This window comes from Lysobacter koreensis (assembly GCF_042677045.1).
Classification (GTDB): Bacteria; Pseudomonadota; Gammaproteobacteria; order Xanthomonadales; family Xanthomonadaceae; genus Lysobacter_K; species Lysobacter_K koreensis.
The window spans coordinates 425,468-442,537 of record NZ_JBHTIH010000003.1; the positions used below are offsets into that span (position 1 = coordinate 425,468).

Annotated in this window: 16 protein-coding genes; 14 read left to right on the forward strand and 2 right to left on the reverse strand. The window is 70.9% G+C overall.

What is annotated here, in order from left to right; genetic code table 11:
• The 13 genes from gspE to ACFQZQ_RS07380 all read left to right on the forward strand — a co-directional run bounded on the left by gspE (window position 1) and on the right by ACFQZQ_RS07380 (window position 12,869).
• Window positions 1-1,746 carry a type II secretion system ATPase GspE gene (gspE, locus tag ACFQZQ_RS07320; RefSeq protein ID WP_386812100.1) on the forward strand — a complete coding sequence of 582 codons (1,746 nt, stop codon included), beginning with the start codon at window positions 1-3 and terminating at the stop codon, window positions 1,744-1,746.
• Between the two features lie 4 nt (window positions 1,747-1,750).
• Entirely contained in the window at window positions 1,751-2,968 is a 1,218-nt protein-coding gene (gene xpsF, locus ACFQZQ_RS07325) for a type II secretion system protein XpsF (RefSeq protein ID WP_386812101.1), read from the forward strand.
• Window positions 2,969-3,017: 49 nt separating this feature from the next.
• A complete protein-coding gene (gene gspG, locus ACFQZQ_RS07330) occupies window positions 3,018-3,452 on the forward strand; it encodes a type II secretion system major pseudopilin GspG (RefSeq protein ID WP_386812102.1) in 435 nt (144 codons plus the stop codon).
• A gap of 27 nt (window positions 3,453-3,479) precedes the next feature.
• The gene (gene xpsH, locus ACFQZQ_RS07335; RefSeq protein ID WP_386812103.1) at window positions 3,480-3,974 is read left to right on the forward strand and encodes a type II secretion system protein XpsH; all 495 of its coding nucleotides are present in this window, start codon (window positions 3,480-3,482) and stop codon (window positions 3,972-3,974) included.
• Window positions 3,975-4,069: 95 nt separating this feature from the next.
• A complete protein-coding gene (gene xpsI, locus ACFQZQ_RS07340; RefSeq protein ID WP_386812104.1) occupies window positions 4,070-4,477 on the forward strand; it encodes a type II secretion system protein XpsI in 408 nt (135 codons plus the stop codon).
• Complete coding sequence (locus tag ACFQZQ_RS07345) at window positions 4,477-5,154, forward strand: prepilin-type N-terminal cleavage/methylation domain-containing protein (protein ID WP_386812105.1); 678 nt, start codon at window positions 4,477-4,479, stop codon at window positions 5,152-5,154. Before xpsI ends, ACFQZQ_RS07345 begins: the two co-directional genes overlap by 1 nt.
• A complete protein-coding gene (locus ACFQZQ_RS07350) occupies window positions 5,151-6,062 on the forward strand; it encodes a type II secretion system minor pseudopilin (protein ID WP_386812106.1) in 912 nt (303 codons plus the stop codon). The genes ACFQZQ_RS07345 and ACFQZQ_RS07350 overlap by 4 nt, the downstream gene beginning before the upstream one ends.
• Window positions 6,059-7,333 (forward strand): PilN domain-containing protein, encoded by a 1,275-nt coding sequence (locus tag ACFQZQ_RS07355; RefSeq protein WP_386812107.1) that lies wholly within the window; start codon window positions 6,059-6,061, stop codon window positions 7,331-7,333. Before ACFQZQ_RS07350 ends, ACFQZQ_RS07355 begins: the two co-directional genes overlap by 4 nt.
• Window positions 7,323-7,994 (forward strand): type II secretion system protein GspM, encoded by a 672-nt coding sequence (gspM, locus tag ACFQZQ_RS07360; RefSeq protein ID WP_386812108.1) that lies wholly within the window; start codon window positions 7,323-7,325, stop codon window positions 7,992-7,994. The genes ACFQZQ_RS07355 and gspM overlap by 11 nt, the downstream gene beginning before the upstream one ends.
• A complete protein-coding gene (locus ACFQZQ_RS07365) occupies window positions 7,984-8,808 on the forward strand; it encodes a hypothetical protein (protein WP_386812109.1) in 825 nt (274 codons plus the stop codon). The genes gspM and ACFQZQ_RS07365 overlap by 11 nt, the downstream gene beginning before the upstream one ends.
• Before the next feature lie 10 nt (window positions 8,809-8,818).
• Window positions 8,819-11,110, forward strand: a complete 2,292-nt coding sequence (gene gspD, locus ACFQZQ_RS07370) for a type II secretion system secretin GspD (protein ID WP_386812110.1) — start codon at window positions 8,819-8,821, stop codon at window positions 11,108-11,110.
• 18 nt (window positions 11,111-11,128) lie between these two features.
• A complete protein-coding gene (locus ACFQZQ_RS07375) occupies window positions 11,129-11,962 on the forward strand; it encodes a glycosyltransferase (protein ID WP_386812111.1) in 834 nt (277 codons plus the stop codon).
• 58 nt (window positions 11,963-12,020) lie between these two features.
• A complete protein-coding gene (locus ACFQZQ_RS07380) occupies window positions 12,021-12,869 on the forward strand; it encodes a glycosyltransferase family 2 protein (protein ID WP_386812567.1) in 849 nt (282 codons plus the stop codon).
• A gap of 35 nt (window positions 12,870-12,904) precedes the next feature.
• Here ACFQZQ_RS07380 and pyrF read toward each other — a convergent pair whose 3' ends face one another.
• Both pyrF and ettA read right to left on the reverse strand, forming a co-directional pair.
• Window positions 12,905-13,732, reverse strand: a complete 828-nt coding sequence (pyrF, locus tag ACFQZQ_RS07385) for an orotidine-5'-phosphate decarboxylase (protein WP_386812112.1) — start codon at window positions 13,730-13,732, stop codon at window positions 12,905-12,907.
• Between the two features lie 179 nt (window positions 13,733-13,911).
• On the reverse strand, window positions 13,912-15,573 hold the full coding sequence (gene ettA, locus ACFQZQ_RS07390; protein WP_386812113.1) for an energy-dependent translational throttle protein EttA: 1,662 nt from the start codon (window positions 15,571-15,573) through the stop codon (window positions 13,912-13,914).
• Between the two features lie 194 nt (window positions 15,574-15,767).
• Between ettA and glyA the strand changes: the two genes are divergently transcribed.
• Complete coding sequence (gene glyA / locus ACFQZQ_RS07395; protein ID WP_386812114.1) at window positions 15,768-17,036, forward strand: serine hydroxymethyltransferase; 1,269 nt, start codon at window positions 15,768-15,770, stop codon at window positions 17,034-17,036.
• The last annotated feature ends 34 nt before the right edge of the window (window positions 17,037-17,070 follow it).

The following is a 17,070-nucleotide window of genomic DNA, read 5'->3' on the forward strand; positions in this document are numbered from 1 at the left end:
GTGAACGCAGTGGCAGACCCCATCGGCGGCAACGCCGACCGCGGTACCGACGACGGCCTCGACGATCGCCTCGATAACCAGATCGTCGACGCGCTGCTCGCCAAGGGCCGGCTCAAGGAGCCCGACCTGGTGCGCGCGCGTCGCCTCCAGGACGATGCCGGCGGCAGCCTGCTGTCGCTGCTCGCCCGGCTCGGGCTGGTGTCCGAGCGCGACCACGCCGAGACCGTCGCCGAGGTGCTGTCGCTGCCGCTGGTCAGCGCCAAGGATGCCCCCGAGCTGCCGCCCGAAGGCGTCGCGCTGACGCCGAAGTTCATGAAGCAGTTCCACGTCTGCCCGCTGGCTGAAACCGACGCCGCGGTCGACGTGCTGGTCGCCGACCCGCAGGACAGCTACACGCTCGACGCGGTGCGCCTGGCCACCGGCCGCGAGGTGCGCGCGCACGTCGCCCTGCGTTCGGAGATCGACGACCTGGTCGAGCGCTGGTACGGCCAGGGCCGCAGCGCGATGGGCGCGATCGTCGAGACCGCCGAAGGCGAGGGCAGCGACCTGGAGGACGTCGAGCACCTGCGCGACCTCGCCTCCGAGGCGCCGGTGATCCGCCTGGTGAACCTGGTGATCCAGCGCGCGGTCGAGCTGCGCGCGTCCGACATCCATATCGAGCCGTTCGAGAACCGGCTAAAGGTGCGCTACCGCGTCGATGGCGTGCTGATCGAGGGCGAAAGCCCGCCGGCCAACCTCACCGCCGCCGTGATCAGCCGCATCAAGATCATGGCCAAGCTCAACATCGCCGAGCGCCGCCTGCCGCAGGACGGCCGCATCATGCTGCGCGTGCAGGGCAAAGAACTCGACCTGCGCGTGAGCACCATGCCGACCGCGCACGGCGAGTCGGTGGTGATGCGCCTGCTCGACCGCGAGACGGTGGTGTTCGATTTCGAGCGGCTGGGCTTCACCGACGCGTTCCTGCCGCAGTTCCAGAAGGTGCTCGACCAGCCGCACGGCATCCTGCTGGTGACCGGCCCGACCGGCTCGGGCAAGACCACCACGCTGTACACCGCGCTGAGCAAGCTCAACACCAGCGACGTCAAGATCATCACGGTCGAGGACCCGGTCGAGTACCAGATCGAGGGCATCAACCAGATCCAGGCCAAGCCGCAGATCGGCCTCGACTTCGCCCACGCGCTGCGTTCGATCGTGCGCCAGGACCCGGACATCATCATGATCGGCGAGATGCGCGACCTGGAGACGGCGCGCATCGCGATCCAGTCGGCGCTGACCGGCCACCTGGTGCTGAGCACGCTGCACACCAACAACGCCGCTGGCGGCATCACCCGCCTGCTCGACATGGGCGTCGAAGATTACCTGCTCACGTCGACCGTCAACGGCATCCTCGCCCAGCGCCTGGTGCGCCGACTGGAGCCCACGCACGCGGTGCGCCTGCCGGCCACGCCGGAAGAGATCGACCGCTTCGGCCTGCGCAAGTACCAGCCCGACGGCGAGATCTTCCTCTACCACCCGCGCGCGTCCGCGATTGCGCCGACCGGGTATTTGGGCCGCACCACGATCATGGAGTTCATGGTCATGACCGACGCCCTGCGCCGCGGCGTCATGCGCCACGCCGGCATGGGCGAGCTGGAGCAGCTCGCGCGCGAGGCCGGCATGGTCACGATGTACGAGGACGGCATCGCCAAGGCGCTGGCCGGCCTGACCACGATCGAGGAAGTGCTGCGCGTGACCGAGGACGCCTGAGCCGATGCCGCTGTACCACTACAAAGCGCTCAACGCGCGCGGCGAAATGCTCGATGGCCAGATGGAGGCGGCGAGCAACGGCGAGGTGGTGCAACGCCTGCAGGAGCAGGGACACCTGCCCGTAGAAGCGGTGCTGGCCAGCGAGGCCGGCAGCGCGTCGATCTGGAAGGGCCTGTTCAAGCCGAAACCTTTCGCCGGCGAGCGGCTGGTGCAATTCACCCAGCAATTGGCGACCCTGCTCGGCGCCGGCCAGCCGCTCGATCGCGCGCTGACGATCCTGCTCGAACTGCCCGAGGACGAGGCCGCCAAGCGCACCGTCACCGACGTGCGCGACGCGGTGCGCGGCGGCGCGTCGTTGTCGACCGCGCTGGAGCGCCAGCACGGCACGTTCTCGCGGCTGTACGTCAACATGGTGCGCGCCGGCGAGGCCGGCGGCAGCATGCACGAGACGCTCGCGCGGTTGGCCGACTACCTCGAGCGCGCGCGCGCGCTGCAGGGCCGCGTCATCAACGCGTTGATCTACCCGGCGATCCTGCTGGTGATGGTGGGCCTGAGCCTGTTGTTCCTGCTCGGCTACGTGGTGCCGCAGTTCGCGCAGATGTACGAGAGTCTGGACGCCGAGCTGCCGTTCTTCACCAGGATCGTGCTCGGCATCGGTCTGTTCGTGCGCGACTACTGGATCGTGCTGCTGGTGGTGCCGGCGCTGGCGTTGTGGTGGTTCGACCGCAAGCGCCGCGACCCGGTATTCCGCGAGGCGTTCGACGGCTGGCTGCTGCGCCGCAAGTTCGCCGGCGCGCTGGTGGCGAAGATCGAGACCGCGCGGCTGGCGCGCACGCTGGGCACGCTGGTCAAGAACGGCGTGCCGCTGCTGAGCGCGCTGGGCATTGGCCGCAACGTGCTCGGCAACCGCGTGCTGGCCGGCGACGTCGAGGCCGCGGCCAACGAGGTCAAGAACGGCGTCGCGCTGTCGACCGCGCTGGCGCGCGGCAAGCGCTTCCCGCGGCTGGCGCTGCAGATGATCCAGGTCGGCGAGGAGTCCGGCGCGCTCGACGCGATGCTGCTCAAGACCGCCGACACCTTCGAGGGCGAGACCTCGTTGGCGCTGGACCGCATGCTGGCGGCGCTGGTGCCGCTGGTGACGGTGGTGCTGGCGGTGGTGGTCGGCTTCGTGGTGATGGCGATCCTGATGCCGATCTACGGACTGACCGAAGTGATCGGCTGAGCCGCGTTTTTCCCCTGTTTCATCATTCCCCTTGCTACGGAAGAGTGCGATGCGAAATATCCGTTCGATGACCCGTTCCCCGTCCCCCGCCCTGCAGCGCGGCATGAGCCTGATCGAGATCATCATCGTGATCGTGCTGATCGGCGCAGTGCTGACCTTCGTCGGCAGCCGCGTACTCGGCGGTGCCGACCGCGCCAAGGTCAACCTGGCCAAGTCGCAGGTGCAGACCCTGGCCGGCAAGGTCGAGTCGTTCCAGATGGACACCGGCCGCCTGCCCGCCGCGCTCGAAGAGCTGGTCACCGCGCCCGGCGATGCCGCCGGCTGGCTCGGCCCGTACGCGAAGGCCGCCGAACTCAACGACCCCTGGGGTCACGCGATCGAGTATCGCGCGCCCGGCGATGGCCGCGATTTCGACCTGGTGATCCTCGGCAAGGACGGCAAGGTCGGCGGCAGCAGCACCGACGCCGACATCGTCTACGAGTAAGCACGCGAGTTCGCCGAGACATCCCGGATGCACGCTTCGCCACGCCGGGGGAGGCCGCCACGCAACGCAAGACACGGCGTCGCCGGGGTTTCGTTGCTGGAGATGCTGCTGGTGATCGCCCTGATCGGTGCGACCAGCGTGCTCGCGGCGGCGGCGTTCGGTGGCGGCTTCGCGGGCATGCAGCTGCGCTCGAACGCGCGCGAGATCGCCGCGCAGCTGCGCTACACCCGCACCCGCGCGCTGGCGACCGGCCAGCCGCAGCGCTTCACCATCGATCCGGCCGCGCACACCTGGGCCGCGCCGAACGACCATGCCGGCGAGATCCCGGCCGCGCTGGGCGTCACCTTCACCGGCGCGCGCCAGGTGCAGCCCGCGCGCGGCGAGGGCGCGATCGTGTTCTTCGCCGACGGCGCGTCCACCGGGGGCCGCATCCAGCTCAGCGCCAAGCGCGCGGCGTGGAACGTCGACGTGGCCTGGCTGACCGGGCAGGTGACGCTGCGCCGCGTCGAGGCCTCGCGATGAAGCACCCCGCCGGCACTCCACAAGCGAGGCATCGGCTGTCGGATCGCACAGGCCGTGTCGACGGCGCGCGCACCCTCGCGGCGGGTCCAGCGTCGATGCGGGGTTACACCCTGATCGAGGTGATCGTCGCGTTCGCGCTGCTGGCGCTGGCGCTGACCCTGCTGCTCGGTGCGCTGTCAGGCGCGGTGCGGCAGGTGCGCTGGTCCGGCGACGCCGGGCGCGCGGCGTTGCACGCGCAGTCGCTGCTGGACCAGGTCGGGGTCGGCCAGGCTTTGGAGCCGGGTCAGCGCGACGGCGAGTTCGAGGACGGCCGCTATCGCTGGTCGCTGGCGATCACGCCCTGGGCCGACCGCGCGCTGCCGCCGGCCGCGACCCGCGACCCCGCGGCGATGAAACTCTACGAGCTCGCGCTGTCGGTGCAATGGGGCGACGGTGGTCCGCGCGAACGCCTGCAGCTGCGCAGCCTGCGCCTGGCCCCGGCCGGCACCGAGGCAACGCTGTGATGCGGCGCAGCGTCGCGCCGCGTGCTCGCGCACAGGCACGCGGCTTCACCTTGATCGAAGTGCTGCTGGCGACCGTGCTGCTCGCCGCGGGCCTCGCGCTCGCGTTCGCGACCCTGGTCGCCTCGACGCGGACCGCCGGCCGCGGCGAGGCCATCGCGGCGCATAGCGAACGCATGCGCGCGGTCGAGGGATTCCTGCGCAAGCGGCTGGCGGCGACCCGGCCGGTGCCGTTCGGCACCGACGAGAGCAGCGCGCTGCCGCAGCGCTTCATCGGCGAACCCGACCGCGTGCGCTTTGTCGCCGACCTGCCCGACTACCTCGGCCGCGGCGGCCCCTACCTGCACGACTTCACCATCGAGGACGAAGGCGCCGGCGACGGCCAGCGCATCACCCTGGCGCTGACGATGGTGCAGGCCGGCGCGCTGGTCGAGGAACGCGAAGCGCGCGCGCCCGAGGTGCTGGTCGACGGCCTGCGCGAGGCCCGCTTCCGCTACCGCACGCACGCCGAAGACGGCGGCCTGGGCGACTGGCAGGACCGCTGGGAGACGCCCGAGCAGCTGCCGTTGCTGGTCGAGGTCACGTTGACCGATGCCGACGGCCGCGCCTGGCCGCCGCTGGTGGTCGGCCTGCGGCTGGCCAGCACGCACGTGGGCGTCGGCGTCGGGGAGCGGCAATGAGCGGCGCCGTTTGCCGGCGCGCGTCGCCATGCCGCGTGCAGCGCGGCGCCGCGCTGCTGCTGGTGCTTTGGCTGATCGCGCTGCTGACCGCGCTGGTCGGCGGGTTCGCGCTGACCGCGCGGGTCGAACAGATGCAGGGTCGGGTGCTGGTGCGCGGACTGGCCGCGCAGAACGCCGCGCGCGCCGGCATCGAGTACGCCCTGAGCCGCGCCGTGCAGACCGATCCACGCCGGCAGTGGCGCGCCGATGGCCGCCCCTACCAATGGCGCTACGCCGACGCGGCGGTGGAAGTGAGCCTGGTCGACGAGGACGGCAAGGTCGACATCAACCAGGCCGATGCGGCGCTGCTCGCGGCGTTGCTGCGCGCGGCCGGCGCCGAAGCTCGCCAGGCCGAGCAATTGGCCGGCGCGATCGTCGACTGGCGCGACCCGGACCTGCTGACCCAGCCGGTCGGCGGCGGCGAGGATCCCGACTACGCCAGTGCCGGGCTGCCGTACGGCGCCAAGGACGCCGAGTTCGAGAGCGTCGCCGAGCTCGAGCAGGTGTTGGGCTTCACCCCGGCGCTGTACGCATTGATCGAGCCGCACGTAACCGTCTACACCGGCCGCCAGCAGCCGGAACCGACGTTTGCCTCGGCGCAGGTGCTCACCGCTTTGGGCATGGACGGGGCGCAGGTCACCGAGCAGCGACGCCGCTGGGACCCGAGCAGCGGCCCGCCGCCGCCGGGCCTGCCGGGCGGTGCGGCGCTGAATGCCGGTTCGAGTGGAACGTATAGTATCGACAGCCGCGCACGGCTTGCCGATGGCCGCGAGGCGGTACTACGAGTCGTCGTGCGCACGGGGGGCAGCTCGGTGCCGGGCATGGCCTATACCCCGTTGCGTTGGGAGGAGGGAGCTTCACCACGATGACCCAGATTGCAGACAGCCGGTTGCGCGACCGGTTCGGACGTTTTGGCGCCCGGCTTGGCGGTTCGTCGCTGGGCGTCGGCGCGGGCGGCTTTCTGTCGTGGTGGGGCCACGCGTTGGCGTCGTGGTTGCCGCTGCGCGTGCGCCAGGCGCTGGGGTTCGACCGCGGCCGCGTGCTGCTGCAGATCGACCGCGCGCCGATCCCCGCCGAAGCGATGGCCGCCGCCCCCCCCGCCCAAGGCGATGGCCTGCAACTGCGCCTGCAGCAGGGCGGCGAGCTGCGCGACCTCGGCCATGCGCCGGGCCTGGCCGATGGCAGCCACGATCCGATCACGGCGCCCGGCGACCCGTTGGCGGCCTTGCTCGGCCCGCGCCTTACCGACCTGCCGCGCTGGCTGCTGCTGCCCGCGGCCAGCGGCCTGCGCCGGCGCCTGCCGCTGCCGGCGGCTGCGGCCGAGCGGCTGCGCGACGTGGTCGGGTTCGAGATCGACCGGCAAACCCCGTTCAGCGCCGACGCGGTCGCGTTCGACGCGCGCGTGCTCGGCCGCCGCGACAGCGACGGCCAGCTCGACGTCGAGCTGGTCGCGGTGCCGCGCAGCGCGCTGGACCCGCAACTGGCGGCGCTCGGGCTGCTGGCCTCGACCCTGGCCGGCGTCGATGTCGCCGCCACCGACGGCACCCCGCTCGGCGTCAACCTGTTGCCGCTGTCGCAGCGGCGCCGCCATGCCGACCCGTTCCGCGTCTGGAACTGGGCGCTGGCCGCGGTCGCCGTGCTCGCGGTCGCGGCGCTGCTGTGGCAGCTGCTCGAGAACCGCCGCCAGGCCGCCGCCGCGTTCGAGCGCGACATCGCCCGGCGCGCGCAGCCCGCACGCCAGGCCGCGGCGCAGCGCGCCGAGCTGATCGGCCTGATCGAAGGCCAGGCGTTTCTCGACCGCACCCGCGGCGCGCGTCCGACCGCGGTCGAAGTGATGGACGAACTCAGCCGCCGCCTGCCCGATGGCACCTACCTGGAGAAGCTCGCGATCGAGGCCGAACGCCTGACCCTGATCGGCCTGAGCAACGAGGCGCCGGCGCTGATCGGGCGCCTGGATGGCTCGACGCTGTGGCGTTCGCCGGCGCTGGCCGGCGCGCTGCAACCCGACCCGGCCAGCGGCCGCGACCGCTTCACCCTGACCGCCGAGCTCACCGCAGTGGCGCCGGCCGCGACACCCGCGCGCGGCGTCGCGAGCCCCCAGGCACGCACCCCAGACCAGGAGGCCGCGCGTGCCCGCTGACCGCGACCGCTGGATCTCACTGGGCCTGCTCGCGGCCGCGTTGCTGGTCGCCTACGCGGTGCTGGTGCACCCGTGGTGGACCGTGCCGATGCTCGAGGCCAACGCCCAGATCACCACCTTGCAGCAGCGCGAACTGCGCCAGCGCATGGCGCTCAAGCAGGCGCCGCAGGTCAGCCAGCGGCTGACCCAGGTGCGCCAGCAGCAGGCCAACCGCCCGGGGTTCCTCGACGAGACCACGCCCGAGCTGGCCACCGCCAGCCTCGTGCAGCGGCTCGAGACCGTCGTCGCCCAGGCCAGCCCCGGCAACCGCAGCTGCGCGATCACCAACCGCTCGCCGCTGTCGGAGCCCGGCCGCGAGCGCTACACGCGGGTCGTGGTGCAGGTGCGCCTGCGTTGCGGCAGCAGCGAACTGGCCGCGGTGCTGCATTCGCTGGAAAGCGGCGCGCCGCGCCTGTTCGTAGACAACCTCAACCTGCTCGCGCAGCGCTACTTCGCGCCCGGCGGCCTGGCCGGCGACAACAACGCCGGGCGCGACGGCGGCCTCGACGTGAGCTTCGACCTGTACGGCTACCTGCGCCCGCTGCCCGGTGCCAATCCCGCGCCGGGCAACCGCAGCGCGAACGCGGGCGCGACCGCTTTGGGGGCCACCGATGCGCCTTGACGACGCCGGCCCGCGCACCTGGTTGCTGGCCACCGCGGCCGGCTGGGCGGTGCTGGCGTGGGCGCTGGCGCTGGCCGGGATGGGCGGGCGGGTCGCGCCGCTGGCCGACGACCCCGGTCTGGTGCGGCCCCTGCCGCCGTTGCGCGCGGCCACCGCCAGCCGGCTCGGGCCGCTGGAGCAATACAGCGAGATCGGCACCCGGCCGCTGTTCGCGGTCGACCGGCGGCCCAAGGCGTTCTCGCTGCAGGGCGATGCCGAAGGCGCGGACGCCGCGGCGTTCGACTTCGTGCTGACCAGCGTGCTGATCACCCCGCAGGTGCGGCTCGCGATCCTGCAACCGCCCGACGGCAGCCAGTCGCTGCGCGTGAAACTCGGCGACGCGCCCGAATCGCACCCGGCCTGGCGCCTGAGCGCGGTCAACGCGCGCAGCGCGGTGTTCGACGGACCCGAAGGCCAGCGCACGATGGAATTGCGGGTGTTCGACGGGCAGGGCGGGCAACCGCCGACCGCGGTTGCCCGCGAAGGCCAGCCGCCGGTCCGTCCGGCCGGCGTGCCCGCCGGTGGCGCGGTGCCGATCGAGCCACCGCCTTCGCCCACGATGGTTGCCCCCTCGGCACCGAAGCCGGTCACCGCCACCCCGCGCCCGGCCACCACCCCGGCGACCAAGCCGCAGCCGAGCAAGTCGTCGAACACCGATCCGATGCTGACCGAGCAGGCGCAGATGGAAGCCATCCGCCAGCGCATCCAGGCGCGGCGCGAGCAGTTGCGCCAGCAGTCCCAACCACCGCCGCAACCACCGGACAACAGCCGGTAGAGTGCCTCGAATGAATCAACGTCTGCCCCCGTCCTCCGTCCCCGTGATCCGCCCAGCGCCGCGTCGCGCGGCGTTCGATCGCGTGGTCCTCGCCGCGACCATCGTCGCGGTGCTCGCGTCCTGCGCCAGCACCCCGGTGCCGAGCGTGCGCCGCGATGGCAACCCGGCCGCGATGCGCGCCCGCACCGGTGTCGTGGGTACGACTACCGGCGAAGTCGTCGGCGGCGCGCAGGCGCTGCCCGAGGATGTGACCGGACCGCGTCCGCAGATCCGCCGCGGCACCGGCCAGGTCATCAACCGCAGCGCCGCGGCATCGGCACCGCCCGGGATGGGCGGCAGCAACGGCTCGGCGACGTTCAACTTCGAGGGCGAATCGCTGCACGCGGTGGTCAAGGCGATCCTGGGCGACATGCTTGGCCAGAACTACGTGATCGCACCGGGCGTGCAGGGCACCGTGACCCTGGCCACGCCCAAGCCGGTCAGCTCCGCCGACGCGCTCAACCTGCTGGAGATGGTGCTGGGCTGGAACAACGCACGCATGGTCTACGGCGGCGGCCGCTACAGCATCATCCCGTCCGACCAGGCGCTGGCGGGCAACGTCGCCCCGCGCACCGGCTCGGCCGCAACCGCACGCGGCTTCGAGGTGCGCACCGTGCCGCTGCGCTACGTCTCGGCCACCGAGATGGAGAAGATCCTCAAGCCCTACGCGCGCCCGAACGCGATCATCAACGTCGATGGCGCGCGCAACGTGATCAGCATCGGCGGCAGCCGCGCCGAACTCGAGAACTACCTGCGCACGATCGAGATCTTCGACGTCGACTGGCTGTCGGGCATGTCGGTCGGGGTGTTCCCGCTGCAGTCGGGCAAGGCCTCGCGCGTGGTCGCCGACCTGGAGAAGGTGTTCGGCGAGACCAGCAAGTCGCCGGTCGCGGGCATGTTCCGCTTCATGCCGCTGGACGGCGCCAATGCGGTCCTGGTGATCACTTCGCAGCCCGACTATCTGGACGACATCGGCCAGTGGCTCGAGCGCATCGACGGCGCCGGCGACGCTGTGCAGCTGTATTCGTACGAACTGAAGTACATCAAGGCCAAGGACCTCGCCCAGCGCCTGTCGGAGGTATTCGGCGGCGGGCGCAGCAGTGGCGGTGGCGACAACGGCGGCGCGCCGTCGCTGATGCCGGGGCTGGACTCGGTCGAAATCCAGGATGGGGCCAACGGTTCCAGCGCCACCATCGGCGGCGACAAGGCGTATCCCGGCGGTGCGGGCGATAGCGGTAGCGGCGGCGCTGGCGGCGAGATGTCGCTCAACGCCGCCGGCGGCGGCAACGCCGCGGTGACCCTGGAAGTCGACGGCGACCGGGTCGGCGTCGCCGCGGTTGAGGAAACCAACGCGTTGCTGGTGCGCAGCAGCCCGGCGGCCTGGAAATCGATCAAGGACGTGATCGCGCGCCTGGACGTGATGCCGTTGCAGGTGCACATCGAGGCACAGGTGGTCGAGGTGCAGCTCAGCGGTGAGCTCGAGTACGGCGTCAACTGGTTCTTCGAGAACAGCGTCAGCGACTCGCCGGCCAACGGCGGCGCGGGCCTGCCGAACGCGGCCGGCCGCGGCATCTGGGGCGACCTGCGGGGCACCGTGCGCGCGGCGCAGGGCGCCGGCAGCGGCGGCATCGGTGGGCTGGCCTGGACCTTCCTGGGCCGCAATGCGGCCGCGGTGGTCAGCGCGCTCGACCAGGTCACCGACCTGCAGCTGCTGCAGGCGCCGTCAATCCTGGTACGCAACAACGTAGAGGCGACCCTCAACGTCGGCAGCCGCATCCCGATCTCGTCGGTGACGGTCAACCCCGGCACCGGCACCGACACCACCTACAGCCAGGTGCAGTACCTCGACACCGGCGTGATCCTCAAGGTGCGTCCGCGCGTGACCCGCGACGGCATGGTGTTCCTCGACATCGTCCAGGAAGTCAGCTCGCCGGGCGCCGAGCGCGATCCCAACGGCAACGTCCGCATCGACACCCGCAAGGTCAAGACCGAGGCCGCGATCCAGAGCGGCGACACCGTGCTGCTGGCCGGCCTGATTAGCGACGGCGTGACCCGCGGCTCCTCAGGGCTGCCGGGGCTGAGCCGGATCCCCGTGATCGGCGGCCTGTTCGGCACCCAGTCCTCGCGGACCGCGCGCAACGAGGTGATCGTGCTGCTGACCCCGAGCATCATCCGCGACCCGCAGGAAGCGCGCGACCTCACCGACGAGTACGGCGCCCGCTTCCGCGCCCTGGAACCGCTGCACCGCAAGCCGAAGCCATGAGCGGAGCGAACGCGCTGCATGCGTGAACTGCCGATCGTGGTGCTGCCGGTCGGCGTCGACGACGACGCGCTCGACGCCTGCCTGGCCGCGCTCGAGGCCGGTACACCGGCGGGCACGCGGGTGTGGCTGGCCGACGATGCGCAGTCCGGCCCGCGTGGCTACGCGATTGTCGAGCGCTGGATGGCGCGCACCGCGCTGAAGGCCGATTACACCCGGCGCCAGCGCAGCGTCGGCGAGACCGCGCACCTGGACGAGGTGCTCGCCGCGTGCGGCGACGCCGACGTCGCGGTGCTGGCCGCCGACGCGGTGCCCACGCCCGGCTGGCTTGGCGGACTCGCCGCCTGTTTCGCCGGCGATGGCGCGATCGCGACCGCGACCCCGTGGAGCAACGCCGGCGAAGCTGCGGCCTGGCCGCGCATCGGCGAGATCGACGCGCTGCCCGGTGACCTCGAGCGCGTGGCGCGCGCGAGCGCGGCGATGCCGGCGATCGCGCCCGAACTGCCGGCCGCGGTCGGCCACGCGGTGCTGCTGCGCGGCAGCGCCCGCAAGCGCGCCGGTGGCCTCGACGCGGCCAGCTACGGCTCGTGGTACGCGGCGCTGATCGACCTGTCGCTGCGCCTGTCGGGCCTGGGCTGGCGCAACGCGCTGTGCGATACCGCGTTCGTCGGGCGCCGCGGCGAGGGCGCGCCGTTCGACGGCGACATGGACCGGCTCGCGGTGCGCTGGCCGGACTGGCACGCGCGCCTGGCCAATTTCCTGATGCGCGACCCGCTGCGCGATTCGCGCGAACAACTGGTGGCGCTGCATGCCAGCGTCGGCCCCGCGGATGCGCAGCGTGACCTCTTTGTCTGACCGGCGCGCGCTCGACCGCCGCCCGCCAGCCGAGGGCGCATCCAGCCAGCACTTCGATATCGGCGTGGTGGTGGTGAGCTACCAGAGCGCCGCCACCATCGACGATTGCCTGCAACGCCTGCGCGCCTGCGCCGGCGTGGCCGCGATCCGCGTGGTCGACAACCACTCCAGCGACGGCACCCTGGAGATCGTGCAGCGCCACGCCGCCAGCGACGCGCGGGTGCGCTTCGTCGCCAACCCCGACAACCCGGGCTTCGCGGTCGGCTGCAACCAGGGCGTGGCCGACCTGGACGCGGGCGGCAGCGAGGCAGCATGGCTGGCGTTCGTGAACCCGGATTGCCTGCTCGAACCCGACACGCTGTCGCGCCTGCGCGCGCTGGCCGCGCCGCTGGGCGACGCGCTGCTCGGCGCCGACCTGGTCGACGACGACGGCGTGCGCGATGCCGCGGCGCGCCGCCACGACCCCGACTTCGCGGCGATGCTCGCGGCGGTGCTGCGCGGCCCGACCGCGGTGTCGCAACTGGCGGTGGTCGCCGACGACGCGCTGGCATTGCAGCGCGTGCAGGCGGTCTCCGGCGCGTTGATGCTGCTGCCGCACACCTTGTTCACGCGCCTCGGCGGCTTCGACGAGGCCTATCGCCTGCATGCCGAGGACCTCGACCTGTGCCGGCGCGCGCGCGCGGCGGGCGCGGTGATCGCGGTCGCGAACGCGGTGCGGGTGCTGCACGTGCGCGGGGTATCCAGCCGCTCCAACCCGCTGTTCGTCGAGTGGCACAAGCACCGCGGCCTGTGGCGCTACTTCAGCAAGTTCGAGGCGCCGCGCCGCGCGATCCTGACCCGCGCCGGGGTGTTCGCGGCGATCTGGCTGCGGTTTCCGTTCGCGGCACTACGGGCGTTGTTGCGATAGCGAAGGCAATCCTCTTCGGATGCCGGTAGGAAGGCTCAGCGGTGGCGGTTGATCTCGTCGCGCAGCGACTTGGCAGCCTGCGCGGCCGCCTCTGTGTAATCACCACCGTTCGACGCGTACAGGATTGCGCGCGAACTGCTGACGATCAGCCCGGTGCCGTCGCTGGTTCTCGCATTGCTCACCACCGCCTCGACGTCGCCGCCCTGCGCGCCGACGCCCGGCACCAGCAGCGGCATCTCGCCGACGATCGCGCGCACCTCGCGCAACTGCGCCGGCCAGGTCGCACCGACCACCAGCGCGCAGTTGCCGTGGCCATTCCAGTCGCGCGCGACCTTTTGCGCGACGTGCTGGTACAGCGGTCGCGCCACGCCGTCGTCCGACTGCACCAGCAGGTCCTGCAGGTCGCCGGCGCCGGGGTTGGAGGTGCGGCACAGGACCACCACGCCGCGGTCGGCGCGGTCGAGGAACGGCTGCACCGAATCGCGGCCCAGGTACGGATTGGCGGTGACCGCATCGGCGGCATAGCGGTCGAACGCCTCGCCCGCGTAGTGCTGCGCGGTGCTGCCGATATCGCCGCGCTTGCTGTCCAGGATCACCGGGACGCCGGGATGGCGCGCATGCACGTGCGCGACCAGCCGCGCCAGCGCGTCCTCGGCGCCGAGTGCGGCGAAGTGCGCGATCTGCGGCTTGAAGCTGCACGCGTACTCGGCGGTGGCGTCGACGATGTCGCGGCAGAACGCGAACACCGCATCGGGGTTGTCGGCGAATTTCTGCGGGAACCTGGCCGGCTCGGGGTCGAGGCCGACGCAGACCAGCGAGTCGGCGTCGCGCCAGCGGTGCTTGAGGGCGGTTATGAAGTTCACGTCAGCCGTTTCCCGGAAGGATGATTTCTTGCTCGTCATTCCCGCGAAGGCGGGAATCCAGTGACGTTGCCTGTGACTTCAAAAACCCGCGCAGCAGCACCAGCCAAAGTCACTGGATCCCCGCCTTCGCGGGGATGACGCCATGGCAAAGGCGTGCGCGATGCGCACGCGCCATGGCGTCACTTCAACGCCTTGAACCGCAAGCGGTGCGGGCGCGCACCTTCCTCGCCGAGGCGGCGCTTCTTGTCGTCCTCGTACTCGCGGTAGTTGCCCTGGAAGAACTCGACGTGCGAGTCGCCTTCGAACGCGAGGATGTGGGTGGCGATGCGGTCGAGGAACCAGCGGTCATGCGAGATGACCACCGCGCAGCCCGGGAATTCCAGTAGCGCGTCTTCAAGTGCACGCAACGTCTCGACGTCGAGGTCGTTGGACGGTTCGTCGAGCAGCAGCACGTTGCCGCCCTGCAGCAGGGTCTTGGCCAGGTGCAGGCGGCCGCGCTCGCCGCCCGACAGCGTGCCGACCAGCTTCTGCTGGTCCTGGCCCTTGAAGTTGAAGCGGCCCAGGTAGGCGCGCGACTGGATCTCGGTGCCGTTGATGTTGAGGATGTCGGCGCCGCCGGAGATTTCCTGGAAGACGTTGTGGTTGCCCTCCAGCTTGTCGCGGCTCTGGTCGACGTAGGCGATCTTGGTGCTCGGGCCCTGGATGATCTCGCCTTTGTCGGGCTGCTCCTGGCCGGTGATCATCTTGAACAGGGTCGACTTGCCGGCGCCGTTCGGGCCGATGATGCCGACGATCGCGCCGGCCGGGATGATGAAGCTCAGGTCGTCGATCAGAAGGCGGTCGCCGAACGACTTCGACACGTTCTTGAATTCGATCACCGACGCGCCCAGGCGCTCGCCCGGTGGAATGAAGATCTCGTTGGTCTCGTTGCGCTTCTGGTACTCGACCGAGTTGAGCTCCTCGAAGCGCGCCATGCGCGCCTTGCCCTTGGTGCGGCCGCCCTTCGCATTGCTGCGCACCCACTCAAGCTCCTTCGCCAGCGCCTTCTGCCGCGCCTTCTCGCCGGACTCTTCCTGCTTCAGGCGCTCGGACTTCTGCTCCAGCCACGCGGTGTAGTTGCCCTTCCACGGGATGCCCTTGCCGCGGTCGAGCTCGAGGATCCACTCGGCGGCGTTCTCGAGGAAGTAGCGGTCATGCGTCACCGCGACCACGGTGCCGGTGTAGCGGGTCAGGAACTGCTCCAGCCACTCGACCGACTCGGCGTCGAGGTGGTTGGTCGGTTCGTCGAGCAGCAGCATGTCGGGCTTCTGCAACAGCAGCTGGCACAGCGCGACGCGGCGCTTCTCGCCGCCGGACAGCTTGCCGATGATCGCTTCCCACGGCGGCAGGCGCAGCGCGTCCGCGGCGACTTCCAGCTGGTGTTCGAGCGTGTGCGCGTCGCCGCTGGCGAGGATCGCCTCCAGGCGCTGCTGCTCGGCGGCGAGCTTGTCGAAGTCGGCGCCTTCCTCGGCGTAGGCGTCGTAGATCTTGTCCAGTGCGGCCTGAGCGCTGAGCACGTCGCCGACGCCGACCTCGACCGCTTCGCGCACGGTCTGGGTGGGGTCCAGCTGCGGCTCCTGCGCCAGGTAACCGACCTTGATGCCGGCGGCCGGGCGCGCTTCGCCGCTGAAGTCCTTGTCGACGCCGGCCATGATCTTCAGCACCGTCGACTTGCCCGCGCCGTTGAGGCCGAGCAGGCCGATCTTGGCGCCCGGGAAGAACGACAGCGAGATGTCCTTGATGATCTGGCGCTTCGGCGGCACGGTCTTGCTGACGCCGTTCATGGTGTAGATGTATTGCATGGGGGGCTCTCATATCGAGATGCGGCGCCCGAGGGGCGCCGCAGGGCGGACGGCGGCGGCCTGCGCGGGGCAGGGCCACAAGGTGTTCGGGATGGCGCGATTATCCCGGAAGGCCCGCCGCGGCGCCACCCGCGGTGGCCGTAAACCCCCGTCGCCGCTACACTTTCGGCCTTCCCCACACCCCCGGAGCGGCGATGTTCCCGCGCGATGCCCGTATCGAAGGTTTTGACCCCGAACTCGCCCAGGCCATCGCCGCCGAGAATCGCCGCCAGGAAGACCACGTCGAGCTGATCGCCTCGGAGAACTACTGCAGCCCGCGGGTGATGGAGGCGCAAGGGAGCGTGCTCACCAACAAGTACGCCGAAGGCTACCCGGGCAAGCGCTACTACGGCGGCTGCGAGTACGTCGACATCGCCGAGCAGCTCGCGATCGACCGCCTCAAGCAGTTGTTCGGCGCAGGCTCCACGGAACAAATGTACGCCAACGTGCAGCCGCATTCGGGCTCGCAGGCCAACCAGGCGGTGTACCTGGCGCTGCTGCAGCCGGGCGACACCATCCTGGGCATGTCGCTTGCGCACGGCGGGCATCTTACCCACGGCGCCAAGGTCAACATCTCCGGAAAACTCTTCAACGCGGTGCAGTACGGCGTCGATGCCGACGGCATGATCGACTACGACGAGGTCCAGCGCCTGGCGACCGAGCACCAGCCCAAGATGCTGGTCGGTGGCTTCAGCGCCTACTCGCAGGTGGTCGACTGGGCGCGCATGCGCGCGATCGCCGATTCGGTCGGTGCGATCTTCTTCGTCGACATGGCGCACGTCGCCGGCCTGATCGCCGCCGGCGTCTACCCCAGCCCGCTGCCGCACGCGCACGTGGTCACCTCGACCACCCACAAGACCCTGCGCGGTCCGCGCGGCGGCATCATCGTCGCCAAGGATCCGTCCGAGGAGCTGGTCAAGAAGCTGCAGAGCATCGTCTTCCCTGGCATCCAGGGCGGCCCGCTGATGCACGTGATCGCGGCCAAGGCGGTCGCGTTCAAGGAAGCGCTGGAGCCGGAGTTCAAGGCCTACCAGGCTCAGGTCGTCAAGAACGCGCAGGCGATGGCGAAGACCATCATCGCGCGCGGCTACAAGATCGTCTCCGGCGGCACCGAGAACCACCTGATGCTGGTCGACATGATCGGCAAGGGCATCACCGGCAAGGACGCGGAAGCCGCGCTCGGCAAGGCCCACATCACCGTCAACAAGAACGCGGTGCCGAACGACCCGCAGAAGCCGTTCGTGACCTCGGGCCTGCGCCTGGGCACGCCGGCGGTGACCACCCGCGGCTACCTGGAAGCCGACTGCGTCGCGCTGGCGGAGTGGATCTGCGACGTGCTCGACAACCCCAAGGACGAGAACGTCATCGCCGGGGTGCGCGAGAACGTGACCAGGCAGTGCAAGCAGTTTCCGGTGTATGGCTGACGCGTAATCCGTAGGGCGGGTTTTCAACCCGCCC